Annotated in this window: 13 protein-coding genes; 10 read left to right on the plus strand and 3 right to left on the minus strand. The window is 62.0% G+C overall.

Annotated features, from left to right (window positions below; translation table 11 throughout):
* Positions 1-95: 95 nt before the first annotated feature.
* From DACI_RS06640 to DACI_RS06655, 4 genes are read left to right on the plus strand one after another with little or no spacing between them, the layout of a single operon-like run.
* Positions 96-896: an ABC transporter permease gene (locus DACI_RS06640; protein ID WP_012203243.1), complete on the plus strand. Its 801-nt coding sequence runs from the start codon at positions 96-98 to the stop codon at positions 894-896.
* Entirely contained in the window at positions 893-2167 is a 1275-nt protein-coding gene (locus DACI_RS06645; RefSeq protein ID WP_012203244.1) for an ABC transporter ATP-binding protein, read from the plus strand. The genes DACI_RS06640 and DACI_RS06645 overlap by 4 nt, the downstream gene beginning before the upstream one ends.
* A gap of 5 nt (positions 2168-2172) precedes the next feature.
* Positions 2173-3057, plus strand: a complete 885-nt coding sequence (locus DACI_RS06650) for a lysophospholipid acyltransferase family protein (RefSeq protein WP_043780809.1) — start codon at positions 2173-2175, stop codon at positions 3055-3057.
* A gap of 20 nt (positions 3058-3077) precedes the next feature.
* Complete coding sequence (locus tag DACI_RS06655) at positions 3078-3959, plus strand: class I SAM-dependent methyltransferase (RefSeq protein WP_012203246.1); 882 nt, start codon at positions 3078-3080, stop codon at positions 3957-3959.
* A gap of 44 nt (positions 3960-4003) precedes the next feature.
* Here the strand turns inward: DACI_RS06655 and DACI_RS06660 are convergent, their stop codons facing one another.
* On the minus strand, positions 4004-6466 hold the full coding sequence (locus DACI_RS06660; protein ID WP_225971047.1) for a DUF7657 domain-containing protein: 2463 nt from the start codon (positions 6464-6466) through the stop codon (positions 4004-4006).
* 243 nt (positions 6467-6709) lie between these two features.
* A complete protein-coding gene (locus DACI_RS06665) occupies positions 6710-10465 on the minus strand; it encodes a methyltransferase domain-containing protein (protein ID WP_043780812.1) in 3756 nt (1251 codons plus the stop codon).
* Positions 10466-10809: 344 nt separating this feature from the next.
* Here DACI_RS06665 and DACI_RS06670 point away from each other — a divergent pair, with 344 nt between their 5' ends.
* The 6 genes from DACI_RS06670 to slmA all read left to right on the plus strand — a co-directional run bounded on the left by DACI_RS06670 (position 10810) and on the right by slmA (position 16836).
* Positions 10810-11583 carry a glycosyltransferase family 2 protein gene (locus tag DACI_RS06670; RefSeq protein WP_012203249.1) on the plus strand — a complete coding sequence of 258 codons (774 nt, stop codon included), beginning with the start codon at positions 10810-10812 and terminating at the stop codon, positions 11581-11583.
* 5 nt (positions 11584-11588) lie between these two features.
* Positions 11589-12692: a glycosyltransferase family 4 protein gene (locus DACI_RS06675; protein ID WP_012203250.1), complete on the plus strand. Its 1104-nt coding sequence runs from the start codon at positions 11589-11591 to the stop codon at positions 12690-12692.
* A gap of 109 nt (positions 12693-12801) precedes the next feature.
* On the plus strand, positions 12802-13692 hold the full coding sequence (gene argB, locus DACI_RS06680; RefSeq protein WP_012203251.1) for an acetylglutamate kinase: 891 nt from the start codon (positions 12802-12804) through the stop codon (positions 13690-13692).
* A 121-nt stretch (positions 13693-13813) separates the two neighbouring features.
* Entirely contained in the window at positions 13814-14533 is a 720-nt protein-coding gene (locus tag DACI_RS06685) for a response regulator transcription factor (RefSeq protein ID WP_012203252.1), read from the plus strand.
* A 37-nt stretch (positions 14534-14570) separates the two neighbouring features.
* On the plus strand, positions 14571-16058 hold the full coding sequence (locus tag DACI_RS06690; RefSeq protein WP_012203253.1) for a sensor histidine kinase: 1488 nt from the start codon (positions 14571-14573) through the stop codon (positions 16056-16058).
* Positions 16059-16140: 82 nt separating this feature from the next.
* Complete coding sequence (gene slmA, locus DACI_RS06695) at positions 16141-16836, plus strand: nucleoid occlusion factor SlmA (protein WP_012203254.1); 696 nt, start codon at positions 16141-16143, stop codon at positions 16834-16836.
* Between the two features lie 103 nt (positions 16837-16939).
* Here the strand turns inward: slmA and DACI_RS06700 are convergent, their stop codons facing one another.
* On the minus strand, positions 16940-17452 hold the full coding sequence (locus DACI_RS06700; protein ID WP_012203255.1) for a Mor transcription activator family protein: 513 nt from the start codon (positions 17450-17452) through the stop codon (positions 16940-16942).
* Positions 17453-17481 lie beyond the last annotated feature (29 nt).

Below are 17481 nucleotides of genomic sequence, written 5' to 3' on the forward strand. Positions count from 1 at the left end.
CCTGTTTTTTCGCGGCCTGCCTGTCAAAGGCAGGCCGTTTTGCTGCGGCCTGCGGCATGGTGTAGCGGGCCGGCGGATGCAAACCATGGAGTGGCATGCGGACCTTGTGCGATGAATGGCGCGCGCTGTGGCGCTCGCGCCAGTTGATGTGGGTGTTGACGCGGCGCGAGGTCGCGGCACGCTACCAGGGCACGGCAATGGGTGTGGTGTGGCTGTATCTGCAGCCGCTGTGCACCGTGGCTGCCTACTACCTGGTGTTCGACGTGGTGTTTCGCATGCGGCTGGGCGATGGCGCTCCCACGCGCGCCGTCGGCGCCTTCCTGGTGGTGGGGGCCTTGCCGTGGATGGCCATGTGCGATGCGATATCGCGCGGCATGAACAGCCTGATCGACGCGGGCGGGCTGCTGCAAAAGAATGCCTTGCCTACGGTGCTGTTTCCCGTGCGGGCCGTTTTGGCCAGCCAGATCATCTTTGCACCGCTGCTGCTGCTGGTGGCCTTGGCCTATGCGCCGCTGCACGGATTCCAGTGGCCAGTAGCCAGCGTGCCTGCGCTGCTGCTGGCGCAGTTGTGCCTGAGCCTGCTGCTGGGCTATGCGCTGGCCATCCTGGCCGCAGCCCTGCGCGATACGGTGCAGTTGGTGGGTTTCCTGCTGTCCGTGGGCATTTATCTGTCGCCCATTCTGTTTCCGCTGACCTTGTTTCCCGAGCAGTGGCGCTGGCTGCTGTGGCTCAATCCCGTGACGGCGCTGGTGCTGGGTTACCAGTCGGCTTTGCTGCAGGGGATGTGGCCGCAGTGGCAGGTATGGGTGGCGTTGCTGGCTTGGATGCTGCTGCTGGCCGTGGTGCTTTCGATCCTGGTCAGGCGCAGCCGGGATGAACTGGTGGATTGGCTATGAACGCAGCGATGGAATACAAGGGATCGCAGGACGTGGCATTGCGCGTCGAGGGCGTTGGCAAGGAGTACAAGCTTTACGATTCACCGGGTCGCCGCGCACGTGCCCTGCTGACGGGCAAGGCTCTGCACCGCAGCCACTGGGCACTGCACGATGTGTCCTTCGCCCTGCACCGCGGCGAATGCCTGGGTGTGATCGGTGACAACGGCGCCGGCAAGAGTACGTTGCTCAAGCTGCTGGCCGGCACGCTTCACCCCTCCACCGGCAGCATTTCGCGCGACGGGCGCGTGACGGCGATCCTGGAGCTGGGGGCGGGCTTCCATCCAGAGTTCAGCGGGCGCGACAACCTGTATTTCGGTGGCAGCCTGATTGGCATTGATGCAGCACAGATGCGCACGCTAGAGGCGGCGATCGTTGCTTTTGCCGAGTTGGGCGAAGCATTGGATCGCCCCGTCAAGACTTACTCGTCGGGTATGACGGTGCGGCTGGCCTTTGCGCTGGTGACGGCTGTGCGGCCCGACGTACTGATCATCGACGAGGCGCTAGCTGTAGGTGATCAGAGCTTCCAGAAGAAGTGTATAGAGCGCATTCTGGATTTTCGGCGCAGCGGTTGCACAATTTTGTTCTGTTCACACAGCCCTTATCACATCCGCCACCTATGTGATCGTGCGCTGTGGCTGGTCAAGGGGCAGGTGCATGCACTGGGCGAAACCGAAAGCGTGCTGGCCGCCTATGAAGCCGCAAGTCGTGCGGGTGAGGAGCCAGGACAATCTTCCGGGGAACACCCGCAGGCCTTGCCGCAGCAGCAGGCACAGGCGGAGGCTGCACTTTCAAACAAGCCGCATGCCAGCGATGCCGCTCATCTGTTGTCGGTGGACATGCCTGGGCTTGATGCTGCACAGGCCTCGGCCGACGGACTGCCGATCCTGCGTGGTCATGACCTGGAGTTGCGCTTCCGAGCCCATGTGCCGAATGAGGCGGCGCCCAGCTTTGGCTTCATGTTGGAGCAGCTCAATGGTGTGGGCATCACCTCAGTGGCCATGCATACGGAGGGCGTGAAGCCTGTGCGGCAGGCAGACGGCAGCTGGGGCATGGACTTGCGCTTTCCCGAGCTGCCGCTGCATACAGGCGACTACGTGGTCAGCGCCTATCTGTTTGATGAGACGGGTCTGATGGTCATGGATGAGTGGCTGCGTTTTCGGTCCCTGCGCTTTATCTCTGACCAGCCGCTGCCGGGTATCGTGCATTTGCCGCACCGCTGGGAGGCGCCTTGAAAGCCATGGTGCGGCGCCTGTGGTGCGAGGGCAGGGACCTTTTGGAACTGGTGCTGATTCCCGGGCTGGCTGCCGTGCTGCCTTGGACATTTTGCTTTCGGATTTTCCGGCGTCTGGCGCGATGGCAATGGCTATATCGTGAGGCCTGCGAGGCAGACTGGCGTCAGGCCCATGCCAAGGGGTTTGCACAGGATCGGCTCCATTGGTTGTGGGAGCGCAAGCTGGTGCAACTGGTGGACCATGCGGACCATTACTTGCATCGCACGCGTTCCGATGCCTGGATGCGCCGCCACTTGCAGGTCCGTGGCGATTGGATGGAGCATGGAAGGCCTTCATTTCTGTTCACGTTCCATTGGGGTGCGGGAATGTGGGGCCTGCGCCATGCGCGGAAGGCGGGGCTGAGCGTGCACGCGCTCTCCGCCCCGGCTGAGAATGCAAGCTTCCATGGCAGATGGGTGCTCATGCGCTACGTGAAGGCGCGATTGCGTTCCGTTGAGCAGGCTCTCGAACAACCCCTGGTGTTTGTGCCAAGGGGATTGCGCCAGGTCAAGGACGCGCTTGCGCGCGATGAACAGATTCTGGCCTTGCTCGATGTGCCCCAGGACGGCTCTGGCAAGGGGCAGGTGTTTGGGCTGCTGGGCGAACAGGTGCTGTTGTCGATAGCCATACCCGAGATGGCAGCGCGACAGTCGCAGGCCTATGCGGTCTATGCAACTGGGCTGGATGTGGCCAGTGGCCAGAGATTTCTGGAAATCATGTGCTTCGGCCCCGGTGCTGGCGCGCAGGATATGACATTGGAAATGCTCGCTCAGCTGGAGGCACTGATCTGGAAGAGCCCGGCAGCGTGGCATCTCTGGGGACAATGGCCGCGCTTTTGCGCCCGGCAATGATGTTGAACTGAAGGAGGAATATGGCGGATCGATTGAGCTTGTGGGGGCGCCGTTGGCAGGAGCGACTGTTCGGCTTGGCTCCGTGGGATGCAGGCAAGATCACGGATGAGTGGTTTCGCGCACATTTCGACTATGCGGCCGACGTGGTACATAGTTGGCTGGGGCAGGAGTTGGACATGTCCAAGGCGCGGCTGTTGAACTTCGGCTGCGGCGACGGCATCACAGACTTGGCCTTGGTGCTGCGCCATGGGGCCACCCGAATCCACGGCATCGACATCCGCCAGGAGTACACCAAGTTGCCGCGCATCGCTCGCGAGCAACTGGGGATGTCGCGTGTGCCTTCGGCGCTCAGCTTTGAGACCATCGTGCCCAACGAGCCCCTGGCCACGCGGCATGCGGGCTACGACGGAATGCTCACATGGTCTACCTTCGAGCATGTGCAACGCGACAAGGTGCTGCCCATTCTTGCCGATCTGCATGCCTGTCTACGCCCGGGCGGGGTGTTCTTTTTGCAGATCGAGCCGCTATTCCATTCACCATGGGGATCTCATCTGCGGCGCTACGACGATGTGCCCTGGCATCATCTGATGGCGTCGGAGGAAGAGTTGTGGCGCATCATCGAAGCCCATGATGGCCCACTCGATGCATCGGAGGTGGATTTCGGTTTTTCTGATTTTGGCGTTGACGGCTACAAGCGCTTCGTGTTCAGGGAATACCAGGCGTTGAACAGACTTACAGCCGATGAGTTGGTGGAGTTGACAAAGCAGGCAGGCTTCGAGTTGCTCCGTCAGGAGCGCCGCCAGGTGGATTTGCCGATTCCCGCTCCACTGAAGGGCCGTTACCAGGATGACTGGCTGCTGAACAACGAGATCATGCTGCTGTTGGGTAAGAGCACTACCTGACGGCTCAAGCAAGTCGATGTCGGTCAGGCATTTTCAGCTGGCCGTCATCTAACGGTTCGGTAGAAACACCAATTTCCCTCGGTTTTAAGGTGCTGCAAATGAGGATTTTGCATTAATTGTGCCTCGTGTCTGCGAGGAGCCGCGATGTGTGTGACTCCCATTTTCCAAAAATCAAACCTTCTGGTATCTATTTTCAATAGTACGTGATCCAGGCTATGGAGTACGGGTTCGAAATCTCCCTCTTTTAATTCGGCGCCTTCGATGGTGAGGTGCTGGTATCTATTGTAGGTGTTGAAGTATATCTTTTGCGGATCTAGTTTTTCCCAGAGTGAAAAGGGTGGATGGTAGAAGATCCCTGAGCCTATCTTGATGCCCGAGGCCGCCAATCCTATTGAGATTCGGTGCTCATCCAGAATAACCCAGCGTTCCTGCTGGGTGGTTGTCAACGACTCAATCTGATTCAGTAATTGGCTAGGTTTGACCTGATTCGGAGCCTGTGAAACAGGATTGAATGGCAGTGAGGTTCCGAGCATCCAAATGCTATAAATTGCCAGCGCGGAAATGAATTTCTGATTCGGGATGAGGTAGGCCAGAATCGCATAGGCAGATATTGCTATTATTGCGAATGCTGGTGTGATTGTTTCTGAAATTGCGGCGGGCAGCTTTGCAAGAGAAAAAAGCGCAAGCCAGATGCAAGCGGCTGCGCTGATTACCCCCATGAGCATAGAGTGTTGATCTTTTAGAACTGTCGGCCGACTGCTGTCGACTTGCTGAGGCCAATAGCTCCGGATGACGAGGGCAAGCATTATGCTCTGGGCGAGGAGCAGGCCGATATCGGTTCGATAAACTGGGACCTTGGACCATTGCGTGATCTGCGCAACCCACGGCATGATTCCAAAATATGAAAAACAAATCACCCAGGTAGTAAATAGCAGGCACACAACTCCTGTCCAATCAAGTTGGTGAATGCCATGCTTCTTGATGTGGATGATTTGCTGCCAACCAAAGAGAATAAACAAAGGTATGAAAAGGAAGATATAAGAGCCTGCATCACTGGGGACCGACATGTCTGTGATATGGAACATCTGGTCCGGTCCATACAGTCCGCGGACCAGGTACCAAGGGTCCATGTATCCACCAGTCTCCGCACGCTTGCCGGGATAGATAGTAGAAGTGATGGCAGATACGGCATCTGCCGTATGGCTCCACCACGAAAGCATCAGCAGAGAGCAGACTATTCCTGCACATAGCAACAAGATGGCTTGGCGATAGCTCCAGCTCCAGCTCCATTGCACGCGTTGCATAGACAACCATGCCAGGGCTAAGGGCAGCAACAGCGTGGCGACCACTATCATCCAAGCCGGGTAGAGTGTAAGAACAAAGCCCGCGATTGCCCAACCCGCTATGGATGATCGAGCAATAATTTGCCATATGGATCTCTGTGTCCATGCTGTCAAGAACATGCCAAAAGCCAGTATGGCGAAAAACAATACATAGGCAGGCCAGCCTGACCACCCTACGGAAACAGGGGATGCGCTGATGGTCAGGGCGATGACGGCGGCAGCTTGCCAGCGCAGGGAAAATATGCGTGCCAGTACCCAGAGGCATGTACAGAAGCACCCAAAAAATGGAAACCACCAGTACCATGCAAGTGCACTGCGTAAATCTAGGAAGAAAAATCCCCAAGTCGCTGGTCTTGCAATTGCGGATGGGTTGGAAACAGGGACTCCCGACATTCCAACGGTATTCATGTTGTGTCCGGCAATAGAGAAAACGGTGCTGATGTTCTCGAATCTTCTCGGAATTCCATCCGTTGCTGCTGCATTGAATTGGCTGATGGCCATTGCCGTGATGACGTGCCATTCGTCACTGCGAATGATCTGGCTGCTACCAAGCCAAGATTTTTCATCGTGCTCAACTAAGTCGTTCCCGGAAAACAGCATTGAAACAGAGGAGCCTGTCCATCCACCGGTCACGAGAATAAAAAATGCCAGTGCGATACTGATTCCAAAAAGTTTTAAACTTTTTATTCGAGGGAAGAAGCCAGCCTTAAAGGAGATCAGGAAAAAAAATACAGGTAGCGAAAAAGCAAGTAGAAAAATGGCTCTTGCAATCCGGCTGGAGCGAGCTGATTGATTCAGCGTGATCTGCCTGGTCTGGTCCTGTAGAAGCAATGGAAATTGATGGCCGTCCGTCGTCGTGATGTCTATTTTTACTGCGTATGTTCCCGATGGGAAATCCGGATCAAGAAAGAAACGAATGTGAAAACCTGTGTTGGCCCAGCTCGGATTTCCGGTTGCTTGTACCACATCAGGTCTGGGGTAAGCCAGCGAGTTCAGGCGACCTTTGTAGACCACGTGATTGTCCAAATAAATGGTGGCCAAGGTCGGGAAAGCGTTGCTGCGACCAGACGCACTCCATCCCTTGACCGTCATTTGCCTATGGGACGCGTCGAAATGGATATCTTCTAGGAAGCCTTGATCGGCGAGCTCAGTAGGGGGATTCATCGCCAGTGTCGACGCCTGGAAAATACAGCCAAGCAGCAGGTAAATCCATAGGCGCCATACTCGTTCAACGAGATGGCGGCATTGCTGGAAGATGGGACACATGATTGGCGAGGCGTAGAGAGGGCTCGAAGCTGGGCAGGACTTTGCCATGAAATCTTGCAGCAGCGCCCGGGGGAAGATGGTGCTGAGTGAATGGGATCCCCGTCCTCGGTGGGCCATGCGAAGAAGACGGGGTGCCTGAAGTCAAGCCTGAAGCCAGTTTTTCACTCGCCGCTGCCAATGCGCGGGGATGCGTCTGGCGATCTCGCGCAGCATGGGCAGTGCTCGCAGATGGGCGAGCGCTGTCAGAGCCCATGTCTGAGCAGCATGGTTTTTCCGCTGCAGGCTGTGAGCGGCAAGAAAGGCGACGTCCAGGGGGTGTTGCACGGCTTCGCTGCGGGCGTGCACGCCTCGAAGATAGCTGTCGCCATAGAAGGCATTGCCTGAATGGGCGACGGATTGCTCGGTGGCAGATGTTCGTTCTGGCGATTGCCCTGTAAGGAAATTGTGCTCGCGAACCTGGACAAAGAACTCCAGCCATTGCGAGGCGCTGGCATCCCAGGGACGAATCCAGGACCAGGAGCGGCCGGCGAGCCGTTCCGGGAATGCACCGATATCTGGTGCGACGATGGGAAGGCCCGCTGCCAAGCACGCGCTCAAGGTATAGCTGTAGGTTTCGGGCCATTGAGCTGGGAACCAGGCTAGGTCAGGCTGCAACCATTCCAGTAACTGGACCAGCTCATGCTCCTCGTAGCTTCCGTGTACGGTAAGACGTGCACGCGGTTGTGTCTGTAGGCTGCGGTAGCCATAGCCGAGCAGATGGAATTCCACAGGAGCTCCCCGCTTGGCTGCTTCGATCGCCACGGCTTCCAGTACGTCGGCGCCCTTGATGGCGCTCATGGCTCCCAGTACGACGATCTTGAGCGGAGCCGTGGCGGCCAGCGGGTGTGCCACCGGGGCCGGCAGCTGTGCCGGCAGGTCGGTGTGGGCAACCGCCTGGACGCGGGCACCGGGCACGAAACCGGCAATCCGGCTGGCCGTGTCCTGGCTGGGGGCCAGCACATGGCGAGCGTTGTTCAGCAGCAGCGCATTGCGATGACGCCACTGGGCCACGGTGCCGGCGTAGGGGGCTGTGTCCGTGGGTTCGCAGCAGCCGCACTCGCCCGCGCGGAGCGGAACGACGTAGCGGTTGTCTATGCCGGTCAGCGAGATGTTCTTGCAGTAGGTATAGAAATCATGGGCCGTGAAGTCATGGGCAGCTCCCAGGCGTGCTGGCAGGTCAAGGATGGCTTCGCTGTGGCCCAGGAGATGCTGGTAGTGCACGTGCACCACGCCCAGTTGGCGCAGGGCCTGCACCAGCTCCTCCATCTGGTCGTTGATGCGGAAGGCGAGCTCGAATGCCTCCTTCTCCTCGGCACGGCGCAATACCACGGTGCCACCTGCGGCTGGCGAGAGCATGAGGAACAGCGCCTTGCCTTGCAGGAACTGCGCCAGTTCGCGCACATGGCGCACCGTGCCGCCCGCCCGGTCGTGGAGCACGGCCAGCACCACAGGCTGGTGTGCGGCTTGTGCCTGCAGGCGTGCCACGTCCAGCGCAAGGCGCGCGGTGCGCGCAGGGTCGGCCTGGACGAAGGCCATGACATCGGCTTCGTAGCGCGGATGCAGGCGGCGCAGGGTTTCCATGGCAGCACGTTCGCGCGGGCTCTTGCTCTCTCCGAAGCTCACGCCGCCTGTGTGCAGCACGAAGGTGTCCAGCAGATGCAGGTTGCGCCAGCCAGCGGCTGCGGCACGCTGGCAGAAGTCGTTTTCCTCGCCATAGCCCTTGCCGAAGTGCTCGGTATCGAACAGGCCGACGGCGTTCAGGCTGTCGCGGCGGATGTACATGCAAAAGCCCACGCCGGTGGGCACGTCCACCACCTGGCCGGGGTTGGTGCGCGCGCACAGTGCGTCGATGGCGGCGGTGTCCAGGCCGGGCGGCAGATCGTTGCCCTCGCAAAAGCGCGGATAGCTGCAGATGGTGGCGTTGTTGGAAAACGGCGTGACGGAGGCGATGCGTGCATCGCCGTAGGCAGCCTGGCGGATGCGGTCCAGCCAGTCATTGGCGACCACGGTGTCGCTGTTGAGCAGCAGCACGTCATGGGCGGTGTTCAGCGCCATGCCCCGGTTGACGGTACCGACGAAGCCGAGGTTCTCCTCGTTCTCCAGCAAAGTGATGCGTTTGTCCTGCGCCGCGCGTTCACGCAGCCATTGTGTGACGCCTGGCTCCGGGCTGGCGTCATTGATGACGATCAGCTGCCATGGCGTTCGGCACTGACTGGCCAGCACGGATTCGATGCAGCCGCGCGTGTCATCCAGTCCTCGGTAGACGGGAACAATCACATCTACGGGGAGGTCGGGAATCGTCTGTGGTACGGGTGTACGGACAGCCGCCGCTACCGGTTTGCGGCCCAAAAGTCGATCAAGGCGCATCTTTGCGTGGACGAGCGGGCGCGTTGCCCGGAATATGGTGGAGTTTTCGATACTGTGTAGATGCTGCACAAGCTGCGCAAAGTCACGCTGTACCCGACTGGCTTCCTGCTGCCAGCGTGCGCGCTCTTGGCTTTGTACTTGGTGGCTTTCGTCGAGCAGGGCGTTGCGGTGCTTGAGCTGACCTATAGTTTGGTCGCGGTGCTGGATATCTTTCTCCAACTCGGAGCGTTGATGGTTCCATCGGTCCTGTGCGGCGGCTGCCTCCTCAAGCTGGCTCTGCAATGGCCGAACCACCTGCGAGAGTGCCAGATAGTCTGCGGACATGGGCCAGCCCAGTTCTATCTCAAGCGAGGCTCCTGGATGCGTTTCAAGGATAGAAGAGGGAATGGGCAGTTCGAACCAGGGATCATCACCGGTCAGCAGCAGCATCAACGAGAAGGCTGCGGGAGGGCAGGGCGCATTCCATGCGATCTGTTGATGGGGGCGCTGTCCCAGTAGTGCTGATTCAGTATCCTTCGGCATCCATTGCCAAGCTGTGCCATTGTGGGTATCCACCAGCGAAATCCGGTGCAAATGCACAAAGCCAGGACGGTCAGCAGGGTCCAGTCGAAGATGACTTACAGCCGCCCCGTCAGATGGCAACTGGAAACGCAGGGTCTGGCGGGCTTGGCCGATGCTTCCTGTAGTCGATAGCTTGTTGTGTTCCTCATACCGTCCATCGTGGGCGATATAGAGCTGGGCCGTGAACAGTGCATGCCCCTGTGGGTAGTTCAGCGGCGGCTCGATGGGCAGTGCCTGGGCGGCGGGCGCCGCACTGGCGATGAACTGGTAGGCCAGTGCATCGGGCGTGGCCAGCAGGTGGCGGGCAACGGCCGGGGGCAGGCTGTCGTAGGCGACGCGGAATTCCGATTCGGGAAGAGCGCGCTCGATGGTGTCGATGTCATCCACCTGCCAGCCTTGCTCGGCCAGAAAGCGCGACAGCGAGCGCCGTGTGAAAAAGCGCAGGTGGGTGCGGTCCAGCAGGCCTTCTTCGCGGTAGCGGAATTCGCCGTGCAGCAGTTCTGCCACCAGGCCGCTGTAGCCTGCGTTGGGTACGGAGATCAGCAGACGGCCTTCAGGCGTCAGCCGCTTGCGGCAGGCAGCCAGGATGCGCTCGGGCTGGCGCAGGTGCTCGAGCACGTCGGCGCAGACGATGTAGTCATAGCGCGCGTCGCCGAAGAGCTGGTCCAGGTCGCAGTCCTCCAGGTCGGCCACATGGACATGGCGGTAGAAGGGCGCGGCATGGCGGGCCTCTTCCTGGCTCAGGGTGACGCCGTCGCAGACGCATTGCTTGTGCTCGGCGAGAAAGGCGCCCAGCGCGCCGCTGCCGCAGCCCAGATCCAGTATGTGCGCCTGGGCCCGGACATGGCCGGCCAGCACGGACAGCGACGTGCGCTCGTTCAGATCGACGGTGCGCAGGTAGACGTGGGGATCGGGAATGGGTGTGGTCATAGGAAATGAGGTGCCAGGCGCGGTCCGGGCAGGGATCGATCGCCCGTCATATTCATCTGCGCCAGTCGACCGTGGCCGGTCTGCAGAGAGCAGCAGGGCATGCCCACGCCAGGCGCAAAAAATCCCGGAAGTCCGGGCGGCAGATTGTCGCGCATCATAATCCCGGCCACCGCAGTGATTGCATGGCATGGCGGGTTAATGACATTTTGTGCGGCTGTTGCATTTCCTTGCATCACGGCATACCCGCTGACGCCTTCCGGGCGCCTTCCGCTGAATACTCGGAGCCGCCGTTTTTTCGGCGCAGGTATGCGGGTTGGAATTTGAAGATCTGAAGGGCGGCATTGATGGGTTCATCGTTGGTCGTGTCGGTGGTGAGCCACGGACATGGCGCTCATATACAGAGGCTGCTTGAATGCCTGGCATCGGCGCGCCTTGCGCCGATGTCCCGCGTGGTGCTGACGCTCAATATTCCCGAACCGGAGCCCCTGGCTCCAGCGACCGGCTGGCCTTTTGTCCTGGAGATCCGGCGCAATGCGCAACCCCTGGGTTTTGGCTGCAACCACAACCGGGCGCTGGCGAATGCCCGGGAGGCGTTTGTCTGCGTGATCAATCCTGACGTGTACTGGGGAGCGCAGGAAGAGCCGCTGCAAGAGCTTCTGGCGCTGGCGGCCCGGCCGGGGTTGGCCCTGGCCTATCCCCCGCAGATCGGCGAAGACGGCACGCTGCAGGATTTCGAGCGGGAGCTGCCATCTTTCTGGAATTTGCTGCGACGCAAGCTGCACGGGCGTGTGGAGCAGCGTGTGGAATGGGTCAATGCGGCCTGCCTGGTGCTGGGCCGGGACAGCTGGATGCGGCTGCGTGGGTTTGACGAAGGTTTCTATATGTATTGTGAGGATGTGGATCTGTGCCTTCGCCTGCGGGTGCTGGGCGGAGAGCTTCGGCGCGGTGAGTTGCCTGTCGTCCATGCGGGCCAGAGGGCGAGCCGGCGCAGCCTGCGCCATGGCGCATGGCACGTGGCCAGCCTGCTGCGGCTGTGGAGCCGTCCGGCCTACCGCAAGGCCCGAGCCCTGCCGCAGGCAGCGCCCTCGCTGCGCAGCCTGCATGGGGAGCTATCGTGATCTGGATGGCGGTATTGGCCTTCATGGTGTCTTGCACCGGCTGTGCACTGCTGGTGCGCTGGGCCGGGCGGTCCTCGACGTCCTCTTACGGATACGACAAGCCGCAGCGCTTTCACATCGGCGAGGTACCCCGGCTTGGGGGCGTGCCGATGTACCTCGGGCTGGCTGTCTCCTGGGGGGTGGGCACTTGGCTGAGCATGCGCGGAGATCCTTCCTCGCTGCGCATGCAGCTGTGGGTTGTCGTGTGCCTGGCCGCCATGCTGCCGGCCGTGGTCGGCGGCGTCATCGAGGATGTATCGCAGCGCCTGAGCGTGCGCTACCGGCTGGTGCTCACCCTGCTGAGCGCCGTGCTGGCGGTTTTGCTGTGCGGCCTCACCGTGCCCCGGCTCGGCTGGCCCTGGTTGGAGCAGGCACTGGGTCCGGCCATGCCCTGGCTGGGCATGGGCCTGGCCGTCCTGGCCCTCACGGGCCTGCCCCATGCCTTCAACATCATCGACGGCTACAACGGGCTGGCCGGCATGGTGGCCACCATCATCTGCCTGGCGCTGGCCCACGTGGCACTGCAGGTGGGGGACCGGACCCTGGCCGCCATGCTGGTGACGCTGGCCGCCGCCACCTGCGGCTTCCTGGTCTGGAACTACCCGCGCGGCATGATGTTTGCAGGTGATGGCGGGGCCTATGTCTGGGGGCTGGCGATTGCCCTGGCCAGCATTGCCCTGGTACAGCGCAATTCCGCAGTGTCGCCATGGTTTCCCATGCTGCTGCTGATCTATCCGGTCTGGGAGACGGTGTTTTCCATTTACCGCAAGCTGATGCGCGGCATGTCGCCTGGCATGGCGGATGCCCTGCATTTCCACCAGTTGATCTACCGGCGCATCGTGCGCGGCGTGTTCGACGACGATCTGGCACGGCGCATGCTGCGTCGCAATAACCGGACTTCGCCCTATCTGTGGGCCTTCACGCTGCTGACCGTGGTGCCGGCATTGCTGTTTTGGAGCAACACGCCCGTTCTGGTGGGTTTTTGCCTGCTGTTCGTGGTCAGCTATGTGATCGCCTATCTGGCTATCGTGCGCTTCAAGCTGCCGGGCTGGATGCAGAACAATGGATGATGTCCGGGCGCCATGGGCGTTCCGTCATCCGGGCATGCAACACTGCCGCGCAGTTGCGGCACAATGCCCGCCTTGTTGTTGACTACTTCCACGCCCCAGGGCTAGCACCATGAACGATATCCTCTCGATTGCCCCCCGCGACAAGGCCGAAATCCTCGCCCAGGCCCTGCCCTATATCCGCAAGTTCCATGGCAAGACCATGGTCATCAAGTATGGCGGCAACGCCATGACCGATCCGGCCCTGCAGGCCGACTTCGCGGAAGACGTGGTGCTGCTGAAGTTGGTGGGCATGAATCCGGTGGTGGTGCATGGCGGCGGGCCGCAAATCGAGACGGCTCTCAACCGCCTGGGCAAGAAGGGCGAGTTCATCCAGGGCATGCGCGTGACCGACGCGGAAACCATGGAAGTCGTGGAATGGGTGCTGGCCGGCGAGGTGCAGCAGGACATCGTGGGCCTGATCCACCAGGCCGGTGGCAAGGCCGTGGGCCTGACAGGGCGCGATGGTGGCCTGATCCGCGCACGCAAGCTCAAGATGGTCGACAACAAGGACCCGAACATCGAGTACGACGTGGGCCAGGTGGGCGATATCGTCTCCATCGACCCCAGCGTGGTGCGCGCGCTGCAGGATGACGCCTTCATCCCCGTGATCAGCCCCATCGGCTTTGGCGAGGAAAACGAGAGCTACAACATCAACGCCGACGTGGTCGCCAGCAAGCTGGCCACCGTGCTGCAGGCCGAAAAGCTCGTGTTGCTGACCAACACCCCCGGCGTGCTGGACAAGGCGGGCAGCCTGCTGACCGACCTCACGGCACGTGAGATCGACGCCCTGTTCGCCGACGGCACCATCTCGGGCGGCATGCTGCCCAAGATCAGCGGCGCTCTGGATGCCGCCAAGGCCGGCGTCAACGCCGTGCACATCATCGATGGCCGCGTGCCGCATGCCATGCTGCTGGAAATCCTGACCGACCAGGCCTACGGCACCATGATCCGCAGCCATTGAGGCCCGATGGCGCGGACTTTGCGGTTCGCGTTACCATCGCGCATGGCCCGGGCGTGGTCTGACGGCCTGGGCCGGTTTGCTGCAAGCCGCCTTTGGGCGGCTTTTGTTTTTTAGGTTTGATATGCGTTTGCTTCTTGTGGAAGACGATGTGATGGTGGCCAGCGGCATCAAGCTGGGGCTGTCCGATGCGGGCTATGCCGTGGACTGGGTCGGCAGTGCCGAGCGCGCCCTGGAGGTGCTGGCCCAGGAAGCCTTCGACCTGGCCGTGATCGACATCGGCCTGCCGGGCATCGACGGGCTGGAGCTCACACGCCGCCTGCGCAGCAGCGCCGTCGAGAGCTCGGCCATGCCCGTGCTGATCCTGACGGCGCGCGATGCGCTGCAGGACCGCGTGCAGGGCCTGGACCAGGGCGCCGACGACTACATGGTCAAGCCCTTTGAGCTTCCCGAGCTGCTCGCCCGGCTGCGTGCGCTGCTGCGCCGCTCGCAGGCAGCCACATCGGCCGTCCTGAGCTTCGGCCCCATCGAGCTGGACACGGCAGGCCGCCGCGCCGGCGCGCGCCAGCCTGCGCAAGACGATGAAAGCGAGGGAAAGCTGCTGCCCATCGACCTGGGCCCACGCGAATGGACCGTGCTGGAATACCTGCTGATCCACGCGCCCAAGCCCGCCAGCAAGGACAAGCTGCTGCAGGCGCTCACGGGCTGGGACCGCGAGATCACGCCCAATGCCGTCGAGGTCTATGTCTCGCGCCTGCGCAGCAAGCTGGAGCCGCATGGCGTGGCGCTTCGTTCCATCCGTGGCTTCGGCTATCGGCTGGAACTCTCGCATACTGCCGCCTGATGCGTACATGGCGCATGGCCCCAGGCGCTGACCGCCCATGACGGCCAATCTGCGCCTTCGCCTGCTGGTGCTGCTGGTGGTGCCGCTGACGCTGCTGGCACTGATGGGCGGCTGGTTCGGCTATCGCTCGGCAGACGAGGCCTCCACCCAGCATGACCAGCGCCTTTTGCGCCTGCTGCCTGCGCTGGCCGATTCGGTGCTGGCGCCGTCGATCGCCGAGGGAACGCCGCCCCTGGTGGCGCTGACGCCCGCCATCGAGGACGTCTTGCGCCAGCGCGGCGACGACGTCGGATATGCCATCGGCGATCTGCAGGGCCATGTCGTTGCCGGCGACACCTGGATCCGCTTCGACGTGCCTTCCACGCCGCTGGCCGAGTTCCACAGCCAGGAGCATGACGGCCTGACCTACCGCGTGGCCGTCATGCGCGCCGAAACCTATGGCGCCGGTGAAATGGTGCTGGTGCTGGCCGATGGCGGTGATGTGCGCCAGCAATGGGTGCGCCAGTTGCTGCTGCATGTGCTGCTGCCCAGCGTGCTGCTGATCGCGGGTGCCGGCATTGCCATCTACTGGTCGGTCAGCCGGGCTTTCCGGCCGCTTCTGACTCTTACCCAGGCCGTCGAGCGGCGCTCGCCGCGCGACCTCAGTCCCATCTCGGAGCACAGCTCGCCGGCCGAAGTCCGTCCGCTGGTGCGCTCGCTCAATCGCTTGTTTGCACTGGTCAACGCCCAGGCCGAAGGCCAGCGGCGCTTTGTGGCCGATGCGGCCCATCAATTGCGCACGCCGCTGGCGGCCTTGCAGGCCCAGGTAGAGGCCTGGGCGCTGAGCGCGCAGGCTGCCCAGGCCGAGGCGAGGCGCAAGGGCACCGAGGCCCAGGTGGTGCTCAGCGTGACGCAGATCGAGCAGTTGCGCGATGCCACGCGGCGCACCTCGCAGCTGGCACGCCAGTTGCTGGCGCTGTCACGTGCCGACGCCCGCAATGCCGAAGTCCAGCCGCTGCAGAAGGTGGACCTCAAGGACCTGTGCGAAAGCATGCTGGAAATGTTCTTCGACCAGGCCAGCGCCAAGGGGCTGGACTTCGGCCTTGACGTTGCTCCGGCCAGTGTCTGGGGCCACAGCTGGCTGCTGCGCGAACTGGTGTCCAACCTCGTGGACAACGCCATCAAGTACACGCCGCCCGGCGGCAGCGTCACGCTGCGCTGCGGCATGTACCATGGCGCGGGGCAGTCTGCGGATGAACCGCAAGGCTGGGCCTTCCTGGAGATCGAGGACGACGGCCCCGGCGTGCCCGAGGCCGAGCGCTCGCAGATCACGCAGCGCTTTTACCGCGCGCAGGGTGCGGCCGGCGATGGAACGGGGCTGGGATTGGCGATTGCCGATGAAATCGCCCTGTTGCACCAGGGCACTCTGGCCTTTGGCGCCGGCACGCAGGGCAAAGGCCTGCTGGTACGCTTGGAGCTTCCACTGCAAATGCCGGCCGTGCTCTCGGAAACAATAGCAGCGCAAGCAACAGGCAAGCGATCCTGACGGTTGCGCTCATGGGGACAGCTTTGTGCGGAGTTGCCGCCGAGGGCTGTGAGAGAATTACTTACAAATAGTTGATCTGCTTATGTCCGAGTCTGAAGTTCTGTCGCCTTTATCCGCTCCTGGCGCTGATGTCGTTTCCGACGAAGCCGCCTCCGCTTCCGCCCCTACGCCTGCGCGCAAACGCCCCAAACCCGGGGAGCGGCGCGAGCAGATCCTGCAGGCGCTTGCGGCCATGCTGGAAAAGCCCGGCGCAGAACGCATCACCACGGCAGCGCTGGCGGCCCATCTGGGCGTCAGCGAGGCAGCCCTGTACCGCCACTTCGCCAGCAAGGCCCAGATGTTCGAAGGACTGATCGAGTTCATCGAGCAATCCGTCTTCACGCTGGTGCAGCAGATCGTCGGGCGGGATGTGCCGGAGGAAGAGCGGCCCGCAGTGGATGGCATGCGCCAGGCCAGCCGCGTGATCTCCCTGGTGCTGCAGTTTGGCGAGCGCAACCCCGGCATGGTGCGCGTCATGGTGGGCGATGCCATCGTCTTCGAGCACGAGCGCCTGCAGGCCCGCATGAACCAGTTCTTCGACCGCATCGAATCCACGCTGCGCCAGTGCCTGCGCCCCGCCGCCGGTGCGCTGGGCTCTTCCGCCCCGACGGTCGATGCCCAGGTGGCCGCCAGCGTGCTGACATCGTTCGCGCTGGGCCGCCTGCAGCGCTACGCGCGCTCGGGTTTCCGCCGCCTGCCGACCGAGCATCTGGAAGCCAGCCTGGCCTTAATGGTCTGAACATGGCCCAGCGGACCCCAGGGTCCGCTTTGCAGCAAAGCCACCCGCTTGTGCCGGTGGCTTTTTTTGCGACCAGGGCCTTGCTTCGTCGCGGTGGCTGTGCTCAGCCCACGAGATTGCGCCGTCGCCTGGCCGGTGCTGTCACGCCCAGCGCCGCAACGATGCGCCCCACCTGGCCTTCCGTAATCCCATGCTCGGCAGCCAGTTGCCGTGCCGTTTTGTCCGTGGCGTAGTCTGCAGCGATGCGCTGGTTGCGCAGTGCCTGCAGTGCACGCGCCGCCCTGGGCAGCTGGAAGTGGGGCAGGCCGCCATACTCACGGGCGAGCTGGAGCAAGGCTTGCACGCCGATGGTGGCCGCATAGGGATGCTCGGCTGTGACCTTGTCCGGTGTGGGAATGTAGATGCGCAGTCCACCCCAGCGTTGCACCAGGGTCATCGTGGGCTGCAGCCCGATCAGGCGCTCGAAGTCCTGCAGCAGCGGTGGAAGCAGATCGCTGCAAGTGCCATGGTGCGGGTGCGAGGCGGCTGACGCGGGCGTGTGCATGCCGATGGCGGGAGGCAGGGCAGCAGGCCGAAAGCCCTGGAAGGCGGGTGCCGGATGGTGTTCGGAATGCATTTTGGCTGTACGCTCTTGGTTCAAAAGGA

Source organism: Delftia acidovorans SPH-1 (assembly GCF_000018665.1).
GTDB classification, from domain to species: Bacteria; Pseudomonadota; Gammaproteobacteria; order Burkholderiales; family Burkholderiaceae_C; genus Comamonas; species Comamonas acidovorans.

Coding starts and splice junctions, on each gene's coding strand:
- DACI_RS06640 (WP_012203243.1), top strand. CDS start 96: ATGCGGACCTTGTGCGATGAATGGCGCGCGCTGTGGCGCTCGCGCCAG.
- DACI_RS06645 (WP_012203244.1), top strand. CDS start 893: ATGAACGCAGCGATGGAATACAAGGGATCGCAGGACGTGGCATTGCGC.
- DACI_RS06650 (WP_043780809.1), top strand. CDS start 2,173: ATGGTGCGGCGCCTGTGGTGCGAGGGCAGGGACCTTTTGGAACTGGTG.
- DACI_RS06655 (WP_012203246.1), top strand. CDS start 3,078: ATGGCGGATCGATTGAGCTTGTGGGGGCGCCGTTGGCAGGAGCGACTG.
- DACI_RS06660 (WP_225971047.1), bottom strand. CDS start 6,466: ATGAATCCCCCTACTGAGCTCGCCGATCAAGGCTTCCTAGAAGATATC.
- DACI_RS06665 (WP_043780812.1), bottom strand. CDS start 10,465: ATGACCACACCCATTCCCGATCCCCACGTCTACCTGCGCACCGTCGAT.
- DACI_RS06670 (WP_012203249.1), top strand. CDS start 10,810: ATGGGTTCATCGTTGGTCGTGTCGGTGGTGAGCCACGGACATGGCGCT.
- DACI_RS06675 (WP_012203250.1), top strand. CDS start 11,589: ATGGCGGTATTGGCCTTCATGGTGTCTTGCACCGGCTGTGCACTGCTG.
- argB (WP_012203251.1), top strand. CDS start 12,802: ATGAACGATATCCTCTCGATTGCCCCCCGCGACAAGGCCGAAATCCTC.
- DACI_RS06685 (WP_012203252.1), top strand. CDS start 13,814: ATGCGTTTGCTTCTTGTGGAAGACGATGTGATGGTGGCCAGCGGCATC.
- DACI_RS06690 (WP_012203253.1), top strand. CDS start 14,571: ATGACGGCCAATCTGCGCCTTCGCCTGCTGGTGCTGCTGGTGGTGCCG.
- slmA (WP_012203254.1), top strand. CDS start 16,141: ATGTCCGAGTCTGAAGTTCTGTCGCCTTTATCCGCTCCTGGCGCTGAT.
- DACI_RS06700 (WP_012203255.1), bottom strand. CDS start 17,452: ATGCATTCCGAACACCATCCGGCACCCGCCTTCCAGGGCTTTCGGCCT.